Consider the following 21,953-nt stretch of genomic DNA (forward strand, 5'->3'; position numbering starts at 1 on the left):
GCATAACCGGGCACGATGCGGCCTCCCTTTCATCCTTGTGAAAAAACCTCGGGGGGGCAGGGGGGCAGCGCCCCCCGCCCGGCGGGCATCCGGCGCGTCAGGCGTCCAGCTGCGCCGCGACATCTTCGGGGATGTCGAAATTATGGGTGACGGTTTGCACATCGTCATCCTCTTCCAGAAGGTCGATCAGCCGCATCAGCTTCTGCGCGGTGTCCAGATCCACCTCGGTGCGGCTTTGCGGGCGCCAGACCAGTTTCGATTCGGTCGATTCCCCCAGAGCCGTTTCCAGCGCGTCCGAGACATCCGACAGATCCTCGACCTTGCAATAGATCCAGTGGCCGTCTTCGTCGCTTTCGACATCCTCGGCACCGGCCTCAAGTGCGGCCATCATCACCGTATCGGCATCCCCCGCCGTGGCGGGATAGGAAATTTCCCCCACCCGGTCGAAGCTGTGCGCGACCGACCCGGTGGTGCCCAGATTGCCGCCTGCCTTGGTGAAATAGCTGCGCACATTCGACGCCGTGCGGTTCAGGTTGTCCGTCATCGCCTCGACGATGATCGCGATCCCGTTGACGCCGTAGCCTTCATAGCGGATCTCGGTGTAATCTTCGGCATCGCCGCCCTGGCTTTTCTTGATCGCGCGGTCGATCACATCCTTGGGCATGGATTGCGCTTTGGCGGCCTTCACGGCCAGTCGCAGGCGCGGATTTTTTTCAGGATCGGGGTCGCCCATCTTGGCGGCCACGGTGATCTCCTTGGCGAATTTGGAGAACATCTTGGAGCGCAGCTTGTCCTGCTTGCCCTTGCGGTGCTGGATATTCGCCCATTTGGAATGGCCTGCCATGACGCTTTCTCCGATCCGGTCGCTGGTTGTCGCCTTGCCTATACATGCCGCAAAGCCCTTCCCGCAAGGCGTGGGCTGCCCTTCAGAACGGGAAAAAGAACGGGATCAGCAGGCTCATCACCACCATTAGCAGAATGTTCAGCGGCACCCCGATGCGCAGGAAATCGGTAAAGCGGTATCCGCCCGGCCCGTAGACCAGCGTATTGGTCTGGTATCCGATGGGGGTCGAGAAACTGGCCGAGGCCCCGAACATCACCGCCACGATCAGGGGGCGCGGATCGACACCCAGTGACAGGCCCAGCCCGATGGCGATGGGGGTCAGGATCACGGCCACGGCATTGTTGGACACAAGCTCGGTCAGGATCGAGGCCAGGCTGTAGACCGCAAAAATCATGACCCATGGCGGCAGTCCGGCAAGAGAGGGGGCAATCGCATTGACGATCAGTTGCACCGCGCCGGAATGGTCCAGCCCGGTGCCGACCGCCAGCATGGCAAAGATCATCGCCAGCAGCCGCCCCTCGATGAATCCGAATGCCTCATCCGCGTCGATGCAGCGCGTGACCAGAATGACCGCGACGCCCAGCAATGACAGGATCACGATCGGCGCGAGATTGAGCGCGGAAAGTCCGACCACCGCGACCAGAACCCCGATCACGATGGGCGCATGGCCGCGCCGATAGGCGCGTTCGGACGGGGCCGAGATATCGACCATATCCATATCGACCGACAGCCGCTGGATATCCGCCCCCGCGCCTTCCAGCAGCAGTGTGTCACCGACCTGCACCACCAGATCATCCAGTTGCCGCCCGATGTTCTGGTTGCGCCGGTGCACGGCCAGCGGATAGACGCCATAGCGCCGCCGCAGGCGCATCGACCCAAGGGATCGCCCGACCATCCGGCAGCCCGGGGTAATCAGCACCTCGACGGTCGTCGTCTGCACCGAGGACAGTTTGTCCACCAGCCGCAATTCCTTGTTCGACTGCAGCGCCAGCACCTCGGACATGGGTGTGCGCAGCACGACCCGGTCGCCCGGCTCCAGCACGACCGAGCCCATGTCTCGCCGAAGGCTTGCATCGCCGCGCAGCACATCCACCACCCGCATACTGTCGCGGCGGAACAGTTCCACCTCATCCACCTTGCGACCGATCAGGGCGGAATCGTCGGGAATCGCGACCTCGGTGAAGAATTTCATCTTGGAGCGGTCGCCCAGAATCATGCCCATGCTGTCGCGGTCGGGCAGGGCGCGGCGCGCGAACAGGAACAGATAGGCAATCCCGATCAGCGACAGTACGATACCCAAGGGTGTGATCTCGAATATCCCGAACGGTTCCAGCCCCTGCGCGCGCACCACCCCGTCAACCAGCAGGTTGGTCGAGGTGCCGATCAGCGTGACTGTGCCCCCGAAAATCGCAAGATAGCTGAGCGGGATCATGACCTTGGAGGCCGACAGCCGCATCTGGCGGGCCAGTTGCATGAAGACCGGGATCATGACCACCACGATGGGGGTGTTGTTCATGAAGGCCGACATGAAGATGATTGCGAAGGTCAGCCCGGTCAGGGTGATGACGGGCCGCGCCTCGACATTGCGGGCGGCGAGTTGTGTCACCCAGTCCAGTGCGCCCGTGCGCACCAGCCCGCCCACGATGACGAACATTGCCGCAATCGTCCAGGGTGCATGATTCGACAGAACGCGCAGCGCGTCATCCTGCGGCAGGATGCCAAGGATCAGCATGACTGCCGCCCCGGCCAGGGCCGTCACTTCAACCGGGAAGGTTTCCCGCACGAACAGGGTCAGCATGGCCAGCACGATGGCGATGGCCGCCCAGGCCTGCATGGTTCCGCTCAGGTCAATGCCGAACATGGCCCCTCTCTTTTCACCCCTTAAACGACCGGCGAGGCGGCCGGTGCACCCGTCAATGCGGCCCGGCGGGGCCGGACCAGCGACAATCCCGCCAGCATCACCGCCATTGCCGCCCAAAGGAAGGGCGAAAACCGTTCGCCCAGCAGGATCATGGCCCAGATCACGCCGGACGCGGTCACGATGTAGGAACATTGGGCAGCAAAGACCGCCCCTGCCCGCGCGGCAAGCCAGACATAACCGACATAGGCCAGCGCATGGATCGCGGCCGAGCCGATCAGCGCGGCCTCGGCCAGCCCATAGCTGCGGACCGGAGAGATGAACTGTCCCGAGCCAAGCGCCAGCGGCAGCGAGATCACCATGCCGATGACCGAGGCCAGAAACATCGCCTGCACCGCGTCCAGACCCGCCGTGCCCTTCAGCGCGACATAATTGCCTTCCATCGCGTAGAAAAGCGGCGCGATTAGCGCCAGCGGCAGAAAGGCCACCATGGCGGGGTCGGGCAGGCTTGTCCCCGGCAGCGCGATCAGCGCGACCGCCCCCAGCCCCAGCAGCAGCCCGATCACCCGCCGCGCGCTGAAGCGGTCCATGCCAAGCGCCAGCGCCATCGGGAAGGACAGCAGCGGCACCATCGAAATCAGGATCGACATGACGCCCGAGGGCAGGCGCGCGATGGACAGATAGAAGGTGGTATTGGGCACGATGGTGCCCAGAACCGCCACGACCAGTGCGAATTTCAGCCCGGCCCGGGTGATCGGCAGGGGGCGGCCCTGCGCCAGCGCCAGAAACCCCAGAACGACCGTGCAGACCACGGTATGCCAGAAGATCAGGCCGAAATGCCCATGCCCGGTCGAGACCGCAATCTTGCCCAGTGGCTGCGTCAACCCCCAGCCAAAGCCGGTGACCAGCAGGACCATGGCGAACAGGCCGCGCTGGTTCAAGGCCGCGCTTCCTGCAGCCGCCCGCCAAGGCGCACCATGGCGATCCGGCTGGCGCGCCCGGTGCGGTCATCGGTCTCGACATAGACACCCGAAATCGTTGCGGGACCTGCGGCGGGTTCGAACCGCGCCTTGGGCATGCCGGTCACGAAACGGCGCAACGGCTCCAGCTTTTCCATGCCGATCACGCTGTCATAATCGCCGCACATGCCCGCATCGGTCAGATAGGCGCAGCCGCCTTGCAGGATCTGCGCATCGGCGGTTGGCACATGGGTATGGGTGCCGACGACAAGGCTGGCGCGCCCGTCGCACCAATGGCCCATGGCCATTTTTTCCGATGTCGCCTCGCAATGCATGTCGACAATCACCGCCTGCGCCGCCCCGCCCAAGGGATGTGCTTTCAGCACAGGCTCAATGGCGGAAAACGGATCGTCAAAGGGCCGTTTCATGAAGACCTGACCCAGCACCTGCGTGACCAGAACCTTGCGGCCCTGTGTCGCCTCATAAAGCCGCGCACCCTTGCCCGGCGCGCCCTTGGCATAGTTCAGGGGGCGCAGGATGCGCGGTTCGGTCTCGATGAATTGCAGCATGTCCTTCTGGTCGAAGGCATGGTCGCCCAATGTGACGCAATCGGCCCCCGCCGCCAGCAGGATCCTGGCATGGGCCGGTGTCAGGCCCGCGCCGGAACTGGCATTCTCGCCATTCACAACGACGAAATCGAGCCCCCATTCGGCGCGCAGCGCGGGCAGCCGCTCGGTCAGGGCCGACCGCCCCGAACGCCCCATAACATCGCCAAGAAACAACAGCTTCATGCCGTTTCGATAGGCGGCAGCGCGGCCAAGGGCAAGGAAAATCGCGTGGTGGCGCGCCTGTCGGGGCCGCACTGCCTGCGACGGACCATTGCAGCGACGCCCGGGGCGACTATCTTCGCGACTATGACCGCTTTGCCCGCCGCTTTGACCGATTGGATGACCGCCCGGGGCTGGCGGCTGCATCCGCATCAGACCGCGATGCTGGACCGCGCAGCGGATGCGGCGACCTTGCTGATCGCGCCCACCGGGGGCGGCAAGACGCTGGCGGGGTTCCTGCCGACGCTGGCTGAGTTGGGGGCAGAACAGGCCTTGGCCCCCGACGGGCGGCCTGCACCCGGTCTGCATACGCTCTATGTCTCGCCGCTCAAGGCGCTGACAGCGGATATCCGGCGCAATCTGCGCAGCCCGGTCGAAGGGGCGGGACTTGCGATCCGGATCGAGGACCGCACCGGCGATACCGGACAGCACCAGCGCCGCCGCCAGCGCGCCGATCCGCCGCATATCCTGCTGACCACGCCCGAAAGCCTCGCGCTGATGCTGAGCTATCAGGATGCGCCACGCATCTTTGCAGGCCTCAAACGGGTGATCGTCGATGAGATCCATGCGCTGGCCGAAAGCAAGCGGGGCGATCAGCTGATGCTGGGGCTGGCACGCCTGGAGCGGCTTGCGCCCGGAATGCGCCGGGTCGGGCTGTCGGCCACGGTTGAGGATCCCCCTGCCCTTGCGCGCTTTCTGGCGCCCGGCGGGGCAGGGCTTCTGATGGCCGATCCCGGGCCAGAGCCCGACATTGCCATGCTGCCGACCGCGATCCCGCCGCCCTGGGCCGGGGGCGGGGCGCATCATGCCATCCCCGAGATTCTGGAACAGGTGCGCAGCCATCGCACGACCTTGATCTTTCACAACACCCGTGCGCAGGCCGAGCTGTTTTTTCATGCGGTCTGGTTGCAGAATTCGGACAATCTGCCGATCGCGATCCATCACGGATCGCTTGCGCGCGACCAGCGCGAAAGGGTCGAGGCTGCGATGACGGCGGGGGCCCTGCGCGCCGTGGTCTGCACCGGAACGCTGGATCTGGGCATCGACTGGGGCGATGTCGATCTGGTCATTCAGGTCGGCGCGCCCAAGAACGTCAAACGTCTGGTGCAGCGGATCGGCCGCGCAAACCACCGCTATAACGCGCCCTCCAAGGCGCTGCTGGTGCCCGCGAACCGCTTTGAGGTGGTGGAATGTCACGCCGCACTTGAGGCCGTGCGCGCCCGTGATCTGGATGGTGAACCACGCGGACCTGGCCCGCTGGACGTTCTGTGCCAGCATATCCTTGCCACCGCTGCCGCCGGTCCTTTCGACGCCTCCGCCCTTTATGATGAGGTCCGTCAGGCCGGTCCCTATGCTGCGCTGTCCCGCGCCGATTTCGATGCCTGTCTCGATTTCGCGGCCACGGGCGGCTATGCGCTGCGCGCCTATGACCGCTGGCAAAGGCTGATGCTGCGCGACGGGTGCTGGCAGTTGCGCGATCCGCGCAGCGCCGCGGTGATCCGGCAGAATCTGGGCACGATCATCGGCACGGAAACCCTGAAGGTGCGGATGCGCAACCGCGCAGGCGGCGCGCCGCTGGGGGAGGTCGAGGAAAGTTTTGCCGCGACCCTGACCCCCGGCGATACCTTCCTGATCGGCGGACAGGTCGTGCGCTATGAGGGCCTGCGCGAGATGGTGGTGGAAGTGTCGCGCCAGCCCGGGCGCGATCCGAAGGTCGCGGTGTTCGGCGGCACGAAATTCGCCACCTCGACCAAGCTGACCGAGCGCATTCTTGCGCTATTCGCCTCGGGTGACTGGTCGGGCCTGCCCCCGGCCACTGCCGGTTGGCTGGACCTTCAACAGCAGGTCAGCCAATTGCCGCAGGCAGGCCGGCTGCTGATCGAAGGCTTCCCGCATGAGGGGCGCGACCATCTGTGCCTTTACGGGTTCGCGGGCCGCAATGCACAGCAGACGCTGGGTCTGCTGGTCACCAAGCGGATGGAAGAGGAAGGCCTTGCGCCGCTGGGATTTGTCGCCACGGATTATGCGACGCTGATCTGGGGGCTGGAGCCGGTTCACGATCCGGCACCATTGCTCGACGCCGCGCGGCTGCGCGATGGGCTGGAGCAGTGGCTGGGTGGCAATGCGGTGATGAAACGCACCTTCCGCGCCTCGGCGATCATTGCCGGGCTGATCGAGCGCAGCCATCAGGGGCGGCGGAAATCGGGGCGGCAGGCGACATTCTCCTCGGATATCCTTTATGACACCTTGCGTCGCTATGACCCTGATCACCTGCTGCTGCGCATCACGCGGGATGAGGCGATGCGCGGCCTTGTCGATTTCGAGCGGATCGAACAGATGCTGGCCCGCACCGAAGGGCGCATCGACTGGCGCCAGCCGGGCCGGGTGACACCGCTGGCGGCGCCGCTGTTTCTGGAACCGGGCAAGGTTCCGGTCGATGGCGCAGGGCGGGAGCGTCTGATGCAGGAGGCATCCCGCCGGTTGCTGGAGGCGGCGGGGCTGGCTTGACCTTTGCCCACGTGACTCAGTCAGGCAGGCGCGATCAGCACCTGCGCTGCGGCGGCCCGGATGGCCCGTGTCAGCGGCGCAAGCGTCCTTCGCCCCAGACGCGTTGCCTGCCAGTAAAGCGGCACATCCAGCGGATGATCGGGAGAAAGGTCGCACAATTCCCCCTGCATCAGCAAATCTGCAATCAGTGCTTCGGGATTCATGCCCCAGCCCATGCCCAGCCGGGCCGCCTCGACAAAGCCCTGACTTGAGGCCAGCCTATGGGTGGGTGGGGTCAGGCGCGCGCCGGTCCGGGCAAAGATCCAGTCGCGCTGCAGGCGGTCCTTGTCGGAAAAGGTGATGGCGGGTGCCCGTGCCAGTGTCGCGGCATCCGCGCCCCCCGGCATCCAGCGGGCCATGAAGTCCGGGCTGGCCGTCGCACGATAGCGCAGCGCCCCCAGCGGGATCGTGTCGCAGCCCTGCAACGGGCCGGGATGGCCGGTGATCGCCGCCGCGACCTCACCCCGCCGCAGCCAATCCTGCGAATGGTCCTGATCGTCGATCACCAGATCGAACAGCATGTCGGGAAACGCTGCCAGCGCGGGCAGAACCCATGTCGCCAGACTGTCGGCATTGACGGCGATGCGCAGCACCGGCAGATCCCCGGTGGCCAGCGGCAGATCCTGCGCCAGCGCGGTCTCCATCAACGCCACCTCTTCCAGATGGCGGATCAGGCGCAGCCCCGGTTCGGTGGCGCGGCATGGCTGACCGCGCCGGACCAGCAGCGTGCCCAGACGTTCCTCCAGCGCCTTGATGCGCTGCGATACGGCCGAGGGGGTGATGGCCAGCGCCGCGGCGGCATGCTCGAACGAGCCGCGGCGGTGCACGGCGGCAAGGGTTGCAAGCTGGGCATAGTCGAGCATTAGGAAAACTTAATCAGCCTGATTTAAATTTATTTTACTTCATCAGATCAGCCATGCCAAGTCGGGGCGCAGGATGGAGGTCGGCATGACGGCATTGCAGGCAGGACTGGCGGGATACGGGCTGGCGCTCGGGCTGATTGCGGCGATCGGGGCGCAGAATGCCTTTGTGCTGCGGCAGGGGCTGCGGCGTGAACATATCGGCTGGGTGGTGTTTGTCTGCGCGACCTCGGATGCGGCGCTGATCGCGGCGGGGGTTGCCGGGTTCGGGCGGATCTCGGCGGCGCTGCCCTGGTTCGGGTCGGCGATGCTCTGGCTGGGCGTGGTGTTCCTGACCGTCTATGGCGCGCTGCGGTTCCGGGCTGCCCTGCGCGGCGGAGAGGCGCTGCGCCCGGCGGAAAGCGCCCCGGCGCACCTGTCTTCAGTGCTGGCGACCTGCCTTTTGCTGACATGGGCCAATCCGCATGTCTATCTGGATACGGTCGTGCTGATCGGGGCGGTTTCGGCGCAATATGCGCCGCAGGGGCTGGCCTTCGGGCTGGGCGCGATGCTGGCCTCGGCCAGTTTCTTTACCGTGCTGGGTTACGGTGCGCGGCTGCTGGCCCCGGTCATGGCGCGGCCCCGGGCCTGGGTCGTGCTGGAGGCGCTGGTCGGGCTGGTGATGTGGGCGATTGCCGCCAGCCTTGCGCTGCGCGGACTGGGCGCGGATTAGCCCGGGTCTGGTCGTCGCCCGACTGCGCGATCCGCCCCCTCGTTTTTCTGTCCAAAAATATCCCCCGGGGGGGGGAATGCCACAATCGGGCCTGTCAGAATCTTCGAGGCTCAGCCCATCCGCGCCAGCGCCTCTTCGATCCGGGCCACGTCGACGGGGTTGTTGAGTTCCCAGAACACGCGCCCCCGCGCCTCGACCTCGACACAGGCCATGGGCACGCCGTTTTCCAGAAAACGCAGCTGCTCCAGCCCTTCATTGCGTTCCAGTGGTCCGGCCTGCCAGCCCTGATAGGCGGCCAGCGCCGAAGGGCGATAGGCGTAGATGCCGACATGATGAAAGACCGGGATCGGCAATTCGTGGTTTTCCGGCGTGTAGGGGATCACTTCCTTCGAGAAATAAAGCGCGCGCATGTCGCGGCCGAAAACTGCCGTGGTGCCGCCCACCCGGCCCGCATGGCGGTCGGCGCGGAAATGGTCGACCGTATGGGCATCGCAGCGGATCACCGGGGTTGCACATTGGAAATCGGGCGCGTCGTGCATTGCATCGACCAGCGCCTCGACAAACCAGGGCGGGGTCAGCGGCGCATCGCCCTGCAGATTGACGATCAGATCGGCATCAAGCCCCGCCCGCGTCACCGCATCGGCGCAGCGCATCGTGCCGTTTTCGCATTGGTCCGAGGTCATGATGACCGAGGCGCCGAAAGCCTCTGATGCTTCGCGGATGCGTTCATCATCGGTCACGACATGCACGGCGTCGATGCCGCGCGCCTGCATCGCGGCCTCCCAGCTGCGCTGGATCAGCGATTTCGTCACCCCGTCCGGCCCGCGCAGGCCCACAAGCGGCTTGCCCGGATAGCGGGAGGAGGCATAGCGGGCAGGAATGAGGATGACGGTTTTCATGGAGATCCCTTCAATGGACGCCTGCGCGCAGGCAGTCATGGATATGCAGAAGGCCCAGCGGGCGGCCCTCGGGGTCGGTCACCACCAGAAGGGTGATCTTGCGCGCATTCATCAGCGCCACCGCCTCGGCGGCCAGCATTTCGGGTGGCGCGGTCAGCGGGCTGCGGGTTGCGACCTCCCCGGCCGTGCGGGTCATCAGGCCAGTCATGTTGCGGCGCAGGTCGCCATCGGTGATGACCCCGGCAAGGCGGCCGTCCTGCACCACGGCTGCGGTGCCGAACCCCTTTTGCGTCATGACCAGCAGCGTTTCGGCCATGGGCGTATCGCGGGCGACCAGCGGCAGGTCGTCACCGCCGCGCATCAACTGTCCCACCCGCGCCAGTCTTGCCCCCAGCCGCCCGCCGGGATGGAAGGTGCGGAAATGCTCCGGCTCGAATCCCCGCCGCTCCATCAGCGCCACGGCCAGCGCATCGCCAAGCGCCAGCGCCATGGTGGTCGAGGTGGTGGGGGCAAGCCCCATCGAACAGGCCTCGGGGGCGGGGGGCAGGATCAGCCGCAGATCGGCGGCCATGGCCAGCGTGCTGCCGGGCCGCCCGCAAAGCGCCACCAGCACGATGCCGAAGCGGCGGGTATGGGCAATCAGATCGCCCAGTTCGGTCGTCTCGCCCGAATTGGACAGCGCGATGACCAGATCGGCCCCGGTGATGGCGCCAAGGTCACCATGGCTCGCCTCTCCGGCATGGATGAAATGGGCCGGCGTTCCGGTGGAGGAAAGCGTTGCCGCGATCTTGCGCGCGATATGGCCGGATTTCCCGATGCCCGACAGGATGACCCGGCCCGGCGTTTCAAGAATACGTTCCACCACCGCCGGAAAGTCGCCGGGCAGCGCGCCTGCCAGTGTCAGCAGCGCCTCGGCCTCGATCCGCAGCACACGGGCGGCGGTCTCGGGCACGCCCTCGGGGGGGATCGGCGGCGGTGTCTGGGTCATGCGGCGGGCCTTTGCGGGCGATGGGATTTCGGTTCTGCCAGCGGACCCCGGGGGCCCCTTGCGCTTTCTCCCCCGAAGCTGCCGCGGATGCAAGCGCGGCCCGGATGGGGAGCAGGTCAGGGCGTCGACATGGGGCGCGGCGCGGGGGATTGCAACTTTGCCCCGCGCGGGACAGTTTGCAAGGCGACAGGAAGCCAGAACAGAGGCAGCGGGATGAACGGATCGGGGCGGGCCATACTGGTGACGGGCGGGGCGGGATATATCGGCGCCCATGCCTGCAAGGTTCTGGCCCGGGCGGGCTATGTCCCCGTTACCTATGACAATCTGGAAACCGGCTGGCGTGAGGCGGTCCGCTTTGGCCCGTTCGAACAGGGCGATGTGCAGGACCGCGCCCGTCTGGATGAGGTGTTTTCGCGCTGGCAGCCTGCGGCGGTGATGCATTTCGCCGCCCTCAGTCAGGTCGGTGAGGCGATGCGCGATCCGGGCCGCTACTGGCGCGTCAATGTCGCGGGCTCGCTGACACTGGTTGAGGCGGCACTGGCGGCGGGCTGCCGCGATATGGTGTTTTCCTCGACCTGTGCCACCTATGGCGATCAGGACGGGGTCGATGTGGATGAGGACACACCACAGGCCCCGATCAATGCCTATGGCGCCTCGAAACGCGCGATTGAGGACATGCTGCGCGATTTCGGGGCCAGCCGGGGGCTGCGTTCGGTGATCTTTCGCTATTTCAATGTGGCAGGGGCGGATCCCGAGGCCGAGGTTGGCGAATGGCATCAGCCCGAGACCCATCTGGTGCCGCTGATGCTGCAGGCCATCGAGGGGCTTCGGCCCGCGCTGACCCTGCATGGCACGGATTACCCCACGCCCGACGGCACCTGCATCCGCGATTATGTGCATGTGATGGATCTGGTCGATGCGCATGTTCTGGGCCTGCGCTGGCTTGAGGCCGGAAAGGACAGCCGGGTGTTCTGCCTGGGAACGGGCAAGGGCTTTTCCGTGCGGGAGGTGATCGACGCCTCGCGCGCGGTGACCAATCGCGAGGTGCCCATGATCGAGGGGGCAAGGCGCGAGGGCGATGCCGTGCGGCTGGTCTGCGGCAGCAGGCGGGCCATGGCCGAACTGGGCTGGCAGCCCGGACGGTCAACCATGGCGCAGATGATTTCCGATGCCTGGACCTGGCATCGCAAGGGTGGTTTTGGAGTGTGACATGCGGGTATTGATTACCGGAACGGCCGGGTTCATCGGCTTTCATCTGGCGCGGCTGATGCTGGAGGAAGGCCATCAGGTTCTGGGCTATGACGGGATGACCGACTATTACGATGTCGGTTTGAAGGAGCGCCGCCATGCGATCCTGAAGGGCATGCCGGGCTTTCGCGCGGTTGAGGGGATGCTGGAGGATCAGGCCCTGTTCGATCGTGTCGCCGATGACTTCGCGCCCGAGATCATCGTGCATCTGGCCGCCCAGGCGGGGGTGCGCTATTCCATAGACAATCCGCGCGCCTATCTCGACAGCAATATCACCGGCACCTTCACGGTGATGGAGGCGGCGCGGAGGATCGGGGTGCGGCATCTGATGCTGGCCTCGACCTCTTCGGTCTATGGCGCGAATGAAACCATGCCCTATGCCGAGACCGACAAGGCCGATACGCCGATGTCCTTCTATGCCGCAACCAAGAAGGCCGGTGAGGCGATGAGCCATGCCTTTGCCCATATCCACGGGTTGCCGACCACCTGTTTCCGTTTCTTCACCGTCTATGGCCCCTGGGGCCGCCCTGACATGGCGCTATTCAAATTCGTGAAGGCGATGCGCGCGGGGGAGCCGATCGACATCTACAATCAGGGCGAAATGTATCGCGACTTCACCTATGTAACCGATCTGGTGCGCGGGATCCGGTTGTTGATGGATACAGTTCCGGTCCGGCCCGAGGGGCCGGTGCCCGAAGGTGACAGCCTGTCGCCCGTCGCCCCCTGGCGCGTCGTCAATATCGGCAATTCCGACAAGGTGCGGCTTCTGGATTTCATCGAGGCCATCGAGGAGACACTCGGTCTGAAGGCGCGGCGCAACTATCTGCCGATGCAGGCGGGCGATGTGCCCGCGACATGGGCGGATGCGTCCTTGCTGCAGCGGCTGACCGGCTATCGGCCCGCCACGGATTACCGTGAGGGCGTGGCCCGTTTCGTCGACTGGTATCGTGATCATGGCGGCAACTGACAGGCCCGGTGCAGCCCTTCCGGGCCTGTCCCCCATGGCCGCCCGGCCCTTGATTGGCATCCTGTGGATGCTGGGCTCGGGGCTGGCCTTTGTGGGCGTGACCGGCTCGGTGCGCTGGCTGGGAACGGATCTGCCTGCGGTGCAATCGGCCTTTCTGCGCTTTGCCTGGGGGGTCGTGTTCCTGCTGCCCGCGCTTTGGACGGTGCTGCGTGCGGGGATGCCTGCGCAGGTCTGGAAACTCAACCTGGGGCGCGGGCTGATCCATACGGGCGCGGTTGTGCTGTGGTTCTATGCGATGGCGCGCCTGCCGGTGGCCGAGGTCACGGCCATCGGCTTTCTCAATCCCGTTCTGGTGACGGTCGGGGCGGCGCTGATGTTCGGCGAGGGTCTGGCGCTGCGGCGGATTCTGGCCATCGGTGTCGCGATCCTGGGCGCGCTGATCGTGTTGCGGCCCGGGTTCCGCGAGATCGGCGAGGGCCATTTCGCCCAGATCGGCGCGGCCTTCTGTTTCGCGGGTTCCTATCTGTTCGCCAAGCGTCTGACGCAGGTGCTGGATGCGGGGGCGGTGGTCGCGGTGCTGTCGGGGCTGGTGACGCTTGGACTGGCGCCCTTTGCCCTTGCGGTCTGGGTTCCGGTGACATGGGGGCAGCTTGTCCTGCTGGCCTTTGTCGCCCTTTTCGCCACGGCGGGCCATTACTGCATGACACGCGCCTTCGCTGCAGCCCCAATGGCCGTGACCCAGCCGGTGGTCTTTCTGCAACTGGTCTGGGCGACGCTGCTGGGGGCGCTGGTCTTTTCCGAAGGCGTGGACGGCTTTGTCATCCTTGGCGGCGGCGTCATTATCGCCTCGGTCAGCTATATGGCATGGCGCGAACACCGCCTGCGCCGTCGCGTGACACCTGCGCCGGGGGCCGGACAGTTGTGATGCGGGCCTGATCGGCCCTCCGCGCAGCAATCCGCGACCTGCAGGGGCATCTTCGGTCTTTGTTAAGGCATCGGCGGCATGATCCGGCCCAGACGAGGGAGATCTGGCGATGCATGGCCTCATCAACAGGGCGGTCCAGTGCTATCTGCGTGATACGTTCGGCGCGGGCCGCTGGCGCGATATCGCGCGCGAATCGCGGATCGGGGTCGAGAATTTCGAACCGATGCTTCTCTATCCGCCCGGGACGACCGAGGCGCTTATCACTGCGGCATCGCGGGTGATGGGACGCCCCCGCGATGCCTTGCTTGAGGATATGGGGACCTATCTCGTCTCCAACCCGCAGCTGGAGGCGCTGCGGCGGCTGCTGCGTTTCGGTGGCAGCGATTTTGAGGAGTTTCTGCATTCGCTTGAGGATCTTCCGGGACGTGGCCGACTGGCGCTGCCCGATCTTGCACTGCCCGACCTGGTGCTGACCGCGCGGGAGGCGGGCAGATATCGGCTGCGCTGCCGGTCGGACCTGCCGGGCACGGGTTATGTGATGATAGGACTGCTGCGCGCCATGGCAGATGATTACGGGGCGCTGGCACTGCTGGACTATCTGGGCGCTGCGGGCGATTGTGAGGATATCGGCATCGAATTGCTGGAGACCGGCTTTGCCGAAGGGCGGGCCTTCGATCTGGCATTCCGGACGGGGTAGGGCGTGGCACGGGACGAAGACGATCTGACTGTCGGGCTGGGCAGGGCGGCGCTGGACCGCCTGATGCCGATGCATCTGTACCTGTCCGCCGGGGGCACAATCCTTTCGGCAGGCCCGACCATCGCCCGGCTTTACGGAAAGAACGGTCTGATCGGGCTGGATTTCTTCGCCACATTCGAGATCCGCCGCCCCGTGGGCATTTCCGGCCCTGCGGATCTGGCCCGGGTGGCGGGGGCGCGGCTGATCATGCTGCCGCTGCAGACGGATGGTCTGTCATTGCGCGGGGTTGCGCTGCCCCTTGCCGGGGCAGGGGGGGGGATGCTGCTCAACCTGTCCTTCGGCATCGGCGTGGTCGAGGCGGTCGCGCATTACCGGCTGACGGATGCGGATTTCGCGGTGACCGATCTGGCGATGGAACTGCTTTACCTTATGGAAGCGAAAGCCGCCGTTACCGATGAATTGCGGCAGTTGAACCTGCGGCTGCAGGGCGCGCGGGACGCGGCCGAGGAACAGGCGCTGACCGATACGCTGACCGGGCTGCGCAACCGCCGCGCGCTGGACATGACATTGGACCGCGTGATCGCCGAAGGGCAGTCCTTCGGGCTGATGCATATTGATCTCGATTATTTCAAGGCGGTGAACGACACTTACGGCCATGCCGCAGGCGACCATGTGCTGCGGGAGGTCGGGCAGGCCCTGATGTCGGAAACCCGCAAGATGGATACCGTGGCCCGGGTTGGTGGCGATGAATTCGTTATCGTTTTCAAAGATCTGGCCGATCCCGGGCGACTGTCGCGCATCGCCGACCGGATCGTGGCGCGGCTGAGCCTGCCGATCAGTTTTGAGGATCATTCCTGCATGATTTCCGCAAGTATCGGCATTTCCATCTCAACCGATTACGACCCGCCCGACCCGGAGCGGATGCTGGATGATGCCGATCAGGCGCTTTACGCCTCAAAGAAGGCCGGACGGGGCCGGGCGCAACTGCACCACCCCGCGCCCCGTGGTGACGGTGACCCCTGTCTGAACTAGACCTGCCGTCACGCTGGACCGTCCCGAGGCCGATGGTCGCAAGCGCAGCCTGACCGTCGTCAGGGCCGACGCCTTTGACGGTCTGGAAGCGGCGCATTGTGGTGACTGGGCTGGAGGTGGTGATACACGCCTTCCTCCTCGCGCCATTCTCCTTGCAGGATGCAGGATTTCCCGCTGCAAAGCGTCGCCTTAATCGAATTGCGGGTGCCGGCCTTGGTGGTCCCGCGCGGCGCGGATTTCGAACCTGCGATGCGCCCCTGCCTGACCTGGCCACTGGCTGAGTGGGCTGGTGCCTGACCGCCGCGCCGGGGCCCGAAAATCGGATCTGTCAAACGCAAAAAGGCGGGCCATGGCCCGCCTTTCGCTTATTCGCAATCGCCCGGGGAAAATCCCCGACGCCTGAAATCAGGCGATGGCGAGATTGGTCGCGGATTCACGTCCGTCGCGGCCAGCTTCGATGTCGAAGGTCACAGCCTGACCATCGGCGAGGCTGCGCAGACCGGCACGCTCCAGCGCGGTGATGTGCACGAACACGTCCTTGCGGCCGCCTTCGGGTGCAATGAAGCCGTAGCCTTTAGTTTCGTTGAACCATTTCACGGTGCCCTTGGCCATCGTGAGATCTCCTGTCTTGTCGCCACCCACGGAACTGCGGTGGCCCGGCATCGTCAACTTGTCATCGAGTGCCGTAGCCGAAAGCCGTAGACAGGGGTCGATAGAGATAACGTCGCAGAGCGCACTATCGGCTTTCTGCCACGGAAAGGCAAGGTGAATCTCAGGACCCTGCACCAAGGTGCAGCTGCGCGCGCCACAGGACGGGCCAAGGTTCAGCCAGTCGCGGCCCGGTCCTGCGTGTCCAGCCAGATCGTCACGGGGCCGGAATTGACCAGTTCCACCGCCATATCGGCCCCGAAAACGCCCTGCGCGGTGGGGATGCCCAGATCGGCCAGCGCAAGGGTGAAGCGTTCATAGAGGGCGCGCCCCTGATCGGGCGGGGCGGCGGCAGAAAACCCGGGCCGGTTGCCGCGTGACGTATCGGCGGCAAGGGTGAACTGGCTGACCACCAGCGCCGCACCCCCCGTTTCCGTCAGCGCGCGGTTCATCTTGCCCGCCGCATCGCGGAAGATGCGCAGCTTGGCGATCCGTGCAGCCAGCGCCAGCGCCTCGGCCTCGGTATCGCCCTGCATCGCGCAGACAAGGATCAGCAGCCCCTCACCGATTTCGCCTGTGATCTGCCCTTCGACGGTGACACGGGCGCGGGTGACGCGCTGGACCAGTGCCCTCATATTTCATGCGCCCATGGCGGGTTCGCGCCGGGGCGTGAGACGGTGACGGCGGCAGCACGGGTGCCAAGCTGCAGCGCCGCGTCCAGCGTTGCATCGGACAGGTCTGCCAGTGCGGGTTTGGTCAGAACGCCCACCCGATGCAGGGCGGCCAGCGCGCCCGCATTGAACGTGTCGCCCGCCCCGACCGTATCGGCCACAGTGACGCGGGTTGCGGCCACGAAACGGTCCTGCGTTGCGGTGACGGCGCGTGCGCCTGCGGCCCCTTCAGTGATGAAAACCAGTCGGGGCCCCTCGGCCACCATCGCCCGGGCCAGCGTGCCGACATCCCCGGGCCCGCGCAGCCAGTGCAGATCCTCATCCGACAGCTTCACGATGTCGGCCCGGGCGATCATCGCGTCGATCCGGGCGCGATAGGCCGGGATATCGGTGATGAATCCGGGGCGGATATTGGGGTCGAGCATGGTCACGCGGCTGGCCGAGGCGCGCGCCTGCAGCGCGGCGCAGGCACTGGCGGCGGGGTCATTCACAAGGCTGATCCCGCCAAAGAACAGCGCCTGCACATCCTCGGGCAGATCGGGCAGATCGGCCTCTGACAACAGCCGCCCGGCGGTGTTTTCGTCGTAAAAGGCATAGCTGGCCTGTCCTTCGACCAGCCTGACAAAGGCCAGCGTCGTGGGCCGGGCCGACCGCGCGGCAAGGCCGCTGTCGACATTCGAGGCCCGCAGCACATCGGTCAGCATTTCCCCGAAAAGATCGGTTGAAAGCCCCCAGAAAAACCCCGTGGGCACCCCAAGCCGCCCCAGTGCGATGGCCGTGTTGAACACCGCCCCACCGGCATGGGGGGCAAAGGCGGCCTCACCCCTGTCTGTGCTGCGCGGCAGCATGTCGATCAGGGCCTCGCCACAGCACAGGATCATTCCGGCCTCCCCCTTGGTCACCTTGTCGCGATCATAAACCGGAACGCGGTGTTAGCGCAAACATGGATTAAGCGCCGCGCGTGAACCAGGGCGCAAGATTGCTGCGCACCCGGTCCAGAACCGAGGCCCCGGACAGGTCGGGCACGAAACTCTGGCCGGTGATGCGCGTGTAGGCGTCAATATAGACCTGTGCGGTCTGCGCGATCATTTCGGCAGGAATTTCGGGGATCGGATCATGATAGGGGTCACAGCGCGCCGCGACCCATGACCGGATCACATCCTTGTCGAAACTGGGCGGGCGGGTTCCGGCCTCGAACGCCGCCTCATAGCCCTCGGCCAGCCAGTAGCGTGAACTGTCGGGGGTATGGACCTCATCGGCCAGAAGGATAGTGCCCGCAGCATCGGTGCCGAATTCATATTTCGTATCGACAAGGATCAGCCCGCGTTCGGCGGCCATGCGCTGCCCGCGTTCGAACAGCGCCAGCGCGATTTCGGACACGCGGGCCCATTGTGCCGGGGTCAGCAGCCCCGATGCGGTGATCTGATCGGGGGTCAGCGGTTCATCATGGCCGCCATCGAAGGCTTTCGATGTCGGGGTGATGATCGGGGCGGGCAGGGCCTGATTGTCGCGCAGCCCCTCGGGCAGGCGATGGCCATACATGTCCCGCGCGCCCTTGCGATACAGCGTCAGGATCGAGGTGCCGGTCGTGCCCGCCAGATAGCCGCGCACGACCACCTCAACCGGGAGAATCGTGACATGCCGCCCGATCACCACATTCGGATCGGGATAGGCGATGACATGGTTGGGGCAGATATCGGCGGTGTGGTCGAACCAGAACCGCGCGGTCTGGGTCAGGACCTGCCCCTTGCAGGGAATGGCGGCAAGGATGCGGTCAAAGGCCGAAATCCGGTCCGACGAGATCAGGATGCGCTGCGCGCCTTGCCCCCGGTCGGGCAGGTCATAGCAGTCGCGCACCTTGCCGAAATAGGGATTGGGCAACTCGTCGATACGCGCATGGGCAAGCGTTCGGGTCAGGTCGATCATGGGGGCCTCCGGCGGTTGGGGATCTATCCCGCCTTGCCGGGGCAGAGTCAATCCGGCGGCTCTGGGGCGGACCCGTGGCCCCTGTGGGCCGAGGGGGCGCTGCCACCCTCGGGGCCGGTGGCCCCTCACCCCCCGAGGCATTTGGGCCATGATGAAAGGGCAGGAAGCCCGCGATCACATTTCGCTGGCAAGGACCACGCCGGCAATGAGGGCGACAAGGACCAGCACGGCAAGGGCGATCTTCCAGACCGACCAGGGCCGTTCGCCCTGCACCTTGCCGGTCTGGCCGTTCACCACGAAACGATAGGTCTTGCCGTTGTACTTATAGGCCGCCATCCAGACCGGCAGCAGCACATGCTTGAAGGTCTCGGCGCTGTAATCGGTCGCGACAGAGGTGACGCGCTGTTCATCCCCGCCAATATCGAGGCGCACATCGCCGTGGATCACCTGCGCCATGATCTGTTGGGCCATCCCATGCCCCTCGGCCAGCGCGACGGTGTAGCCTTCGGCGGTGAACCCGGCTAGGTAATCGGCGCGGTAGGGTTCCAGCGCGGTCAGGTCCCAGGGTTGCAGCCCGTCGGTATAGCCGCGCTGCAGGCTGCGCGAAGCCAGCACCAGAATATCGTCAAAGGCGCGGGCGACGCGGCCCGTCACGGATTGCCAGCGGGTTTTTCGCACCTGTTCCTGCCGCTGCTGCGTCTTGCCATCGACCTGCACCGTGACCGTCCGGGTCTCATAGTAATACGTTCCGCGCTGACCGCTGTAGCGCGAGCGGGTCGCGGCATCAAAGGTCCAGAAGGGCACATAAAGCCCCGACAGCGCGCGCCCCTTGCGGGCATAATCCACCAGCCCGTTCGGCGCGAACCAGAGCCGCCCCAGCCATTTCGTCATCGCGGCCCGGGCCTCGGTCTGGGTCAGGCGGAAGGGCAGCACGGCCTGTGGCTTGATCTGGCGGTTGGTGCCGGTGCCGACCACCACCGGCGTGGCGCAGAAGGGGCACTCGGCGGCGTGATCCGCGCCCTGAAATTCGACCAGCGCCCCGCAGGAGGGGCAGGGCGTGGTGCGCGGCTCTTCCATCGCGGTTTCGGGAATGTCGAGGGCAAGGCCGCGCGCCAGATCCAGTTCGCCAAGCGCTTTCGTCCGGACAGGCAGGGGCGCGTCAGGGATGGGCTGGACATGGCCGCAATGATCGCAACGCAATTCCGCCGCCCCGGGGCTGAAGCGCAGATCCGCGCCGCAGGCCGCGCAGGGCCAGCGATATTCGCCCTCGGCCATCGGGTCAGGCGCCCGGCGGGGCCATGGGCGGCGGCGGCGGCGGCGGGGCGACGGTGAACAGTTGCGCAAGGTCGCGGATTTCGCCTGCCGGTTTCCAGCCATCCTGCCCGGCGGTCCAGACAAGGGTGTCACGGCTGAAGCGGCCTTCGGTGATCAACCGGCCCAGATGGCTGCGGGAATAGGGGCCCTCGGTCGCGCCATTGACCGCCAGATGCCACAGCGTTTCGGGCGCGGGCGGAGGGGGCGGCGGCGCATTTGATGCTGCGGCGGGCGCAGCGCCCCATGGTCCGACTTGCTGCGCCATGCCCAGACCCATGCCTGCCGCCATCCCGGCGGCCATGGTGGCGCCTGCGCCCGAAGCGGGATTGGCCATTGCCTCGGCGGCATTGAACTGCATGTAGCGGTTCAGATCGCCGACGATCCCCATCGATGTGCGCTTGTCCAGCGCCTTTTCCACCTCTTCGGGGAGGGAGATGTTCTCGATATACAGCTCGGGCAGGGTCAGGCCGTATTCGGCCACGGTGGGGGCAATGGCCTTGGTCACCAGCTTGCCCAGATCGGCGGTATTGGCGGCCATGTCCAGCACCGGAATCGTCGATCCGGCCAGAACGCGGCTCATCTCCTGCAGGATCACGTTGCGGATCTGGAAACTGATCTCATCGGCGGTGAATTCGCCATCGGTGCCCACGATTTCAACCATGAATTTCGCAGGGTCCGAGACGCGCATCGAATAGCTGCCAAAGGCGCGGATCCGCACCGGGCCGAATTCGGGATCGCGCGTCATGATCGGGTTCTTGGTGCCCCATTTCAGATCGTTGAACCGCGTTGTGTTGATGAAATAGATCTCGGATTTGAAGGGCGAGTTGAAGCCGTGATCCCAATGCTGCAGCGTGGTCATCACCGGCATGTTGTTGGTTTCAAGCATGTAAAGCCCGGGGCCGAAGACATCGGCCAACTGCCCCTCATGCACGAAAACCGCCGCCTGCCCTTCGCGCACGGTCAGTTTGGCACCGTATTTGATTTCGTTGCCATGGCGCTGAAAGCGCCAGACCATCGTGTCACGCGTGTCATCCGTCCATTCGATGACGTCGATGAACTGGCCCTTGATGAAACCGAAAACCATGGTCTGATCCTTTCCAGCGCGGGGTCAGCTTGAGCCGCCCAGCAATTCCTCGGCGATTGTCTCGATGATCGGGCGTGCCTCGGCGATGGACATGCCCGGGCGCAGCCTTGCATCATAGAGCATACGCAGCATCAGTTCATCCATCGGCGTCAAGAGCGCAAATTCCTGATCGTCATTGAAGATCGAGGGGCGCGCCTGCGGGCTGTCATTCGGCAGGCCCATGCCTTGGGCGATTTCCTCATGCAGGCAGGCCAGATGCAGAAGGTCGGGATGTTCTGTTCGCAGCACGGCAAAGGCGCGGCGATATTCCGAGGTCGCATTGTCCACCATGGCCGAGACCTGACAATAGGTCGCGGTGGGCATCTGCGTGAAGGCTGCGATTTCCGACGCACTCATCCCCGGCATGGCGGCGGCAATGGCGGGGCCAAGCGCGCGGCGTTCATCCTCATCCACGATATGCAGGTGGAAATTTGCGTCCCCGTCCGCCAGACGGATCGAATGGCCCGTCACCCGCGACAGCCGCGCAAGGAGGGACGCGACGCGGGCGCGTTCGGTGCCGCGCCGCGCCTCGGGGACCGAAGGCCCGAAATGCAGCGCCATCCGCACCGGAGCATTCCAGCGGCGCAACCGGCTTTCGGTTTCGCGCGCGACAAGCCGGCCCGAACTGTTGTCGAATTCATCATGCATCGCGATACGGATGAAATTCGCAACCAGCATCCGCGCGTTGAAGGGCGCGTCGCGCCGCCCGTCATCGCTGCGCATCAACCCGCGCGCCAGCAGGTCCGATTGCAGCCTTGCGTAATAGGTCCGCAAGGCCGCACTTTCGGTCGAGCGTTCATAGGCAGGGCTTTCCTGCGCTGGCGGGGCCTCGGGGGCGCGGGGCGGCACGGGGGCTGCGACATCGCAGGACGCAAGGGACAACGCGCCCCCCGCCGCAAGCATCCAGA

General features: G+C 65.5%; 21 protein-coding genes. 7 read left to right on the top strand and 14 right to left on the bottom strand.

From position 1 onward, the window contains the following. Positions 1–97: 97 nt before the first annotated feature. From JL811_RS01430 to JL811_RS01445, 4 genes are all read right to left on the bottom strand, one after another. Positions 98–844, bottom strand: a complete 747-nt coding sequence (locus JL811_RS01430; protein ID WP_202686443.1) for a YebC/PmpR family DNA-binding transcriptional regulator — start codon at positions 842–844, stop codon at positions 98–100. 82 nt (positions 845–926) lie between these two features. Continuing rightward, complete coding sequence (locus JL811_RS01435) at positions 927–2,705, bottom strand: SLC13 family permease (RefSeq protein WP_202686445.1); 1,779 nt, start codon at positions 2,703–2,705, stop codon at positions 927–929. A gap of 20 nt (positions 2,706–2,725) precedes the next feature. Continuing rightward, positions 2,726–3,643 (bottom strand): DMT family transporter, encoded by a 918-nt coding sequence (locus tag JL811_RS01440; protein WP_237684721.1) that lies wholly within the window; start codon positions 3,641–3,643, stop codon positions 2,726–2,728. Then, on the bottom strand, positions 3,640–4,452 hold the full coding sequence (locus JL811_RS01445; protein ID WP_202687150.1) for a TIGR00282 family metallophosphoesterase: 813 nt from the start codon (positions 4,450–4,452) through the stop codon (positions 3,640–3,642). Before JL811_RS01445 ends, JL811_RS01440 begins: the two co-directional genes overlap by 4 nt. Positions 4,453–4,575: 123 nt before the next feature. Between JL811_RS01445 and JL811_RS01450 the strand changes: the two genes are divergently transcribed. Then, positions 4,576–6,996, top strand: coding sequence for a ligase-associated DNA damage response DEXH box helicase (locus JL811_RS01450; protein WP_202687151.1), 2,421 nt, complete (start codon positions 4,576–4,578; stop codon positions 6,994–6,996). 20 nt (positions 6,997–7,016) lie between these two features. On the opposite strand, the gene JL811_RS01455 is transcribed toward JL811_RS01450, so the two are convergent. Beyond that, complete coding sequence (locus tag JL811_RS01455) at positions 7,017–7,898, bottom strand: LysR family transcriptional regulator ArgP (protein WP_202686448.1); 882 nt, start codon at positions 7,896–7,898, stop codon at positions 7,017–7,019. Between the two features lie 85 nt (positions 7,899–7,983). On the opposite strand from JL811_RS01455, the gene JL811_RS01460 reads away from it, so the two are divergent. Continuing rightward, on the top strand, positions 7,984–8,607 hold the full coding sequence (locus tag JL811_RS01460) for a LysE/ArgO family amino acid transporter (protein WP_237684722.1): 624 nt from the start codon (positions 7,984–7,986) through the stop codon (positions 8,605–8,607). A 110-nt stretch (positions 8,608–8,717) separates the two neighbouring features. Here the strand turns inward: JL811_RS01460 and JL811_RS01465 are convergent, their stop codons facing one another. Together JL811_RS01465 and JL811_RS01470 are read right to left on the bottom strand one after the other, a co-directional pair. Further along, complete coding sequence (locus tag JL811_RS01465) at positions 8,718–9,506, bottom strand: 3-deoxy-manno-octulosonate cytidylyltransferase (protein WP_202686454.1); 789 nt, start codon at positions 9,504–9,506, stop codon at positions 8,718–8,720. Between the two features lie 10 nt (positions 9,507–9,516). Further along, positions 9,517–10,494 (bottom strand): KpsF/GutQ family sugar-phosphate isomerase, encoded by a 978-nt coding sequence (locus tag JL811_RS01470; RefSeq protein WP_202686457.1) that lies wholly within the window; start codon positions 10,492–10,494, stop codon positions 9,517–9,519. A 213-nt stretch (positions 10,495–10,707) separates the two neighbouring features. Between JL811_RS01470 and galE the strand changes: the two genes are divergently transcribed. The 5 genes from galE to JL811_RS01495 all read left to right on the top strand — a co-directional run bounded on the left by galE (position 10,708) and on the right by JL811_RS01495 (position 15,363). Beyond that, positions 10,708–11,703, top strand: a complete 996-nt coding sequence (gene galE, locus JL811_RS01475) for a UDP-glucose 4-epimerase GalE (RefSeq protein WP_202686459.1) — start codon at positions 10,708–10,710, stop codon at positions 11,701–11,703. A gap of 1 nt (position 11,704) precedes the next feature. Further along, complete coding sequence (locus JL811_RS01480) at positions 11,705–12,709, top strand: NAD-dependent epimerase/dehydratase family protein (protein WP_202686462.1); 1,005 nt, start codon at positions 11,705–11,707, stop codon at positions 12,707–12,709. Positions 12,710–12,743: 34 nt separating this feature from the next. Beyond that, the gene (locus JL811_RS01485) at positions 12,744–13,634 is read left to right on the top strand and encodes a DMT family transporter (protein ID WP_273542477.1); all 891 of its coding nucleotides are present in this window, start codon (positions 12,744–12,746) and stop codon (positions 13,632–13,634) included. A gap of 109 nt (positions 13,635–13,743) precedes the next feature. Then, positions 13,744–14,331, top strand: coding sequence for a heme NO-binding domain-containing protein (locus tag JL811_RS01490; protein WP_202686465.1), 588 nt, complete (start codon positions 13,744–13,746; stop codon positions 14,329–14,331). A gap of 63 nt (positions 14,332–14,394) precedes the next feature. Continuing rightward, positions 14,395–15,363, top strand: a complete 969-nt coding sequence (locus JL811_RS01495; RefSeq protein ID WP_202687153.1) for a GGDEF domain-containing protein — start codon at positions 14,395–14,397, stop codon at positions 15,361–15,363. 405 nt (positions 15,364–15,768) lie between these two features. Here JL811_RS01495 and JL811_RS01500 read toward each other — a convergent pair whose 3' ends face one another. The 7 genes from JL811_RS01500 to JL811_RS01530 all read right to left on the bottom strand — a co-directional run bounded on the left by JL811_RS01500 (position 15,769) and on the right by JL811_RS01530 (position 21,948). After that, on the bottom strand, positions 15,769–15,975 hold the full coding sequence (locus JL811_RS01500; RefSeq protein ID WP_202686468.1) for a cold-shock protein: 207 nt from the start codon (positions 15,973–15,975) through the stop codon (positions 15,769–15,771). A gap of 212 nt (positions 15,976–16,187) precedes the next feature. Continuing rightward, positions 16,188–16,646, bottom strand: a complete 459-nt coding sequence (gene dtd, locus JL811_RS01505) for a D-aminoacyl-tRNA deacylase (RefSeq protein WP_202686471.1) — start codon at positions 16,644–16,646, stop codon at positions 16,188–16,190. Continuing rightward, positions 16,643–17,563, bottom strand: a complete 921-nt coding sequence (locus JL811_RS01510; RefSeq protein WP_202687154.1) for a carbohydrate kinase family protein — start codon at positions 17,561–17,563, stop codon at positions 16,643–16,645. The genes dtd and JL811_RS01510 overlap by 4 nt, the downstream gene beginning before the upstream one ends. 67 nt (positions 17,564–17,630) lie before the next feature. Beyond that, positions 17,631–18,608, bottom strand: coding sequence for a phosphoribosylaminoimidazolesuccinocarboxamide synthase (locus tag JL811_RS01515; RefSeq protein ID WP_202686473.1), 978 nt, complete (start codon positions 18,606–18,608; stop codon positions 17,631–17,633). A gap of 174 nt (positions 18,609–18,782) precedes the next feature. Further along, the gene (locus tag JL811_RS01520) at positions 18,783–19,883 is read right to left on the bottom strand and encodes a TFIIB-type zinc ribbon-containing protein (protein WP_202686475.1); all 1,101 of its coding nucleotides are present in this window, start codon (positions 19,881–19,883) and stop codon (positions 18,783–18,785) included. 4 nt (positions 19,884–19,887) lie between these two features. After that, a complete protein-coding gene (locus JL811_RS01525; RefSeq protein WP_202686477.1) occupies positions 19,888–21,006 on the bottom strand; it encodes an SPFH domain-containing protein in 1,119 nt (372 codons plus the stop codon). 24 nt (positions 21,007–21,030) lie between these two features. Continuing rightward, positions 21,031–21,948, bottom strand: coding sequence for a DUF2927 domain-containing protein (locus JL811_RS01530; protein WP_202687155.1), 918 nt, complete (start codon positions 21,946–21,948; stop codon positions 21,031–21,033). Between the last annotated feature and the right edge of the window lie 5 nt (positions 21,949–21,953).

The sequence above is a fragment of the Szabonella alba genome (assembly GCF_016765775.1).
Taxonomy (GTDB): Bacteria; Pseudomonadota; Alphaproteobacteria; order Rhodobacterales; family Rhodobacteraceae; genus Szabonella; species Szabonella alba.

Excerpts from the sequence above, each read along its gene's own strand:
- galE (WP_202686459.1), top strand. The coding sequence starts at position 10,708 with ATGAACGGATCGGGGCGGGCCATACTGGTGACGGGCGGGGCGGGATAT.
- JL811_RS01465 (WP_202686454.1), bottom strand. The coding sequence starts at position 9,506 with ATGAAAACCGTCATCCTCATTCCTGCCCGCTATGCCTCCTCCCGCTAT.
- JL811_RS01430 (WP_202686443.1), bottom strand. The coding sequence starts at position 844 with ATGGCAGGCCATTCCAAATGGGCGAATATCCAGCACCGCAAGGGCAAG.
- JL811_RS01520 (WP_202686475.1), bottom strand. The coding sequence starts at position 19,883 with ATGGCCGAGGGCGAATATCGCTGGCCCTGCGCGGCCTGCGGCGCGGAT.
- JL811_RS01485 (WP_273542477.1), top strand. The coding sequence starts at position 12,744 with ATGGCCGCCCGGCCCTTGATTGGCATCCTGTGGATGCTGGGCTCGGGG.
- JL811_RS01510 (WP_202687154.1), bottom strand. The coding sequence starts at position 17,563 with ATGATCCTGTGCTGTGGCGAGGCCCTGATCGACATGCTGCCGCGCAGC.
- JL811_RS01515 (WP_202686473.1), bottom strand. The coding sequence starts at position 18,608 with ATGATCGACCTGACCCGAACGCTTGCCCATGCGCGTATCGACGAGTTG.
- JL811_RS01460 (WP_237684722.1), top strand. The coding sequence starts at position 7,984 with ATGACGGCATTGCAGGCAGGACTGGCGGGATACGGGCTGGCGCTCGGG.
- JL811_RS01445 (WP_202687150.1), bottom strand. The coding sequence starts at position 4,452 with ATGAAGCTGTTGTTTCTTGGCGATGTTATGGGGCGTTCGGGGCGGTCG.
- JL811_RS01490 (WP_202686465.1), top strand. The coding sequence starts at position 13,744 with ATGCATGGCCTCATCAACAGGGCGGTCCAGTGCTATCTGCGTGATACG.
- JL811_RS01525 (WP_202686477.1), bottom strand. The coding sequence starts at position 21,006 with ATGGTTTTCGGTTTCATCAAGGGCCAGTTCATCGACGTCATCGAATGG.
- JL811_RS01530 (WP_202687155.1), bottom strand. The coding sequence starts at position 21,948 with ATGCTTGCGGCGGGGGGCGCGTTGTCCCTTGCGTCCTGCGATGTCGCA.
- JL811_RS01470 (WP_202686457.1), bottom strand. The coding sequence starts at position 10,494 with ATGACCCAGACACCGCCGCCGATCCCCCCCGAGGGCGTGCCCGAGACC.
- JL811_RS01435 (WP_202686445.1), bottom strand. The coding sequence starts at position 2,705 with ATGTTCGGCATTGACCTGAGCGGAACCATGCAGGCCTGGGCGGCCATC.
- JL811_RS01455 (WP_202686448.1), bottom strand. The coding sequence starts at position 7,898 with ATGCTCGACTATGCCCAGCTTGCAACCCTTGCCGCCGTGCACCGCCGC.
- JL811_RS01500 (WP_202686468.1), bottom strand. The coding sequence starts at position 15,975 with ATGGCCAAGGGCACCGTGAAATGGTTCAACGAAACTAAAGGCTACGGC.
- dtd (WP_202686471.1), bottom strand. The coding sequence starts at position 16,646 with ATGAGGGCACTGGTCCAGCGCGTCACCCGCGCCCGTGTCACCGTCGAA.
- JL811_RS01450 (WP_202687151.1), top strand. The coding sequence starts at position 4,576 with ATGACCGCTTTGCCCGCCGCTTTGACCGATTGGATGACCGCCCGGGGC.
- JL811_RS01495 (WP_202687153.1), top strand. The coding sequence starts at position 14,395 with ATGCCGATGCATCTGTACCTGTCCGCCGGGGGCACAATCCTTTCGGCA.
- JL811_RS01480 (WP_202686462.1), top strand. The coding sequence starts at position 11,705 with ATGCGGGTATTGATTACCGGAACGGCCGGGTTCATCGGCTTTCATCTG.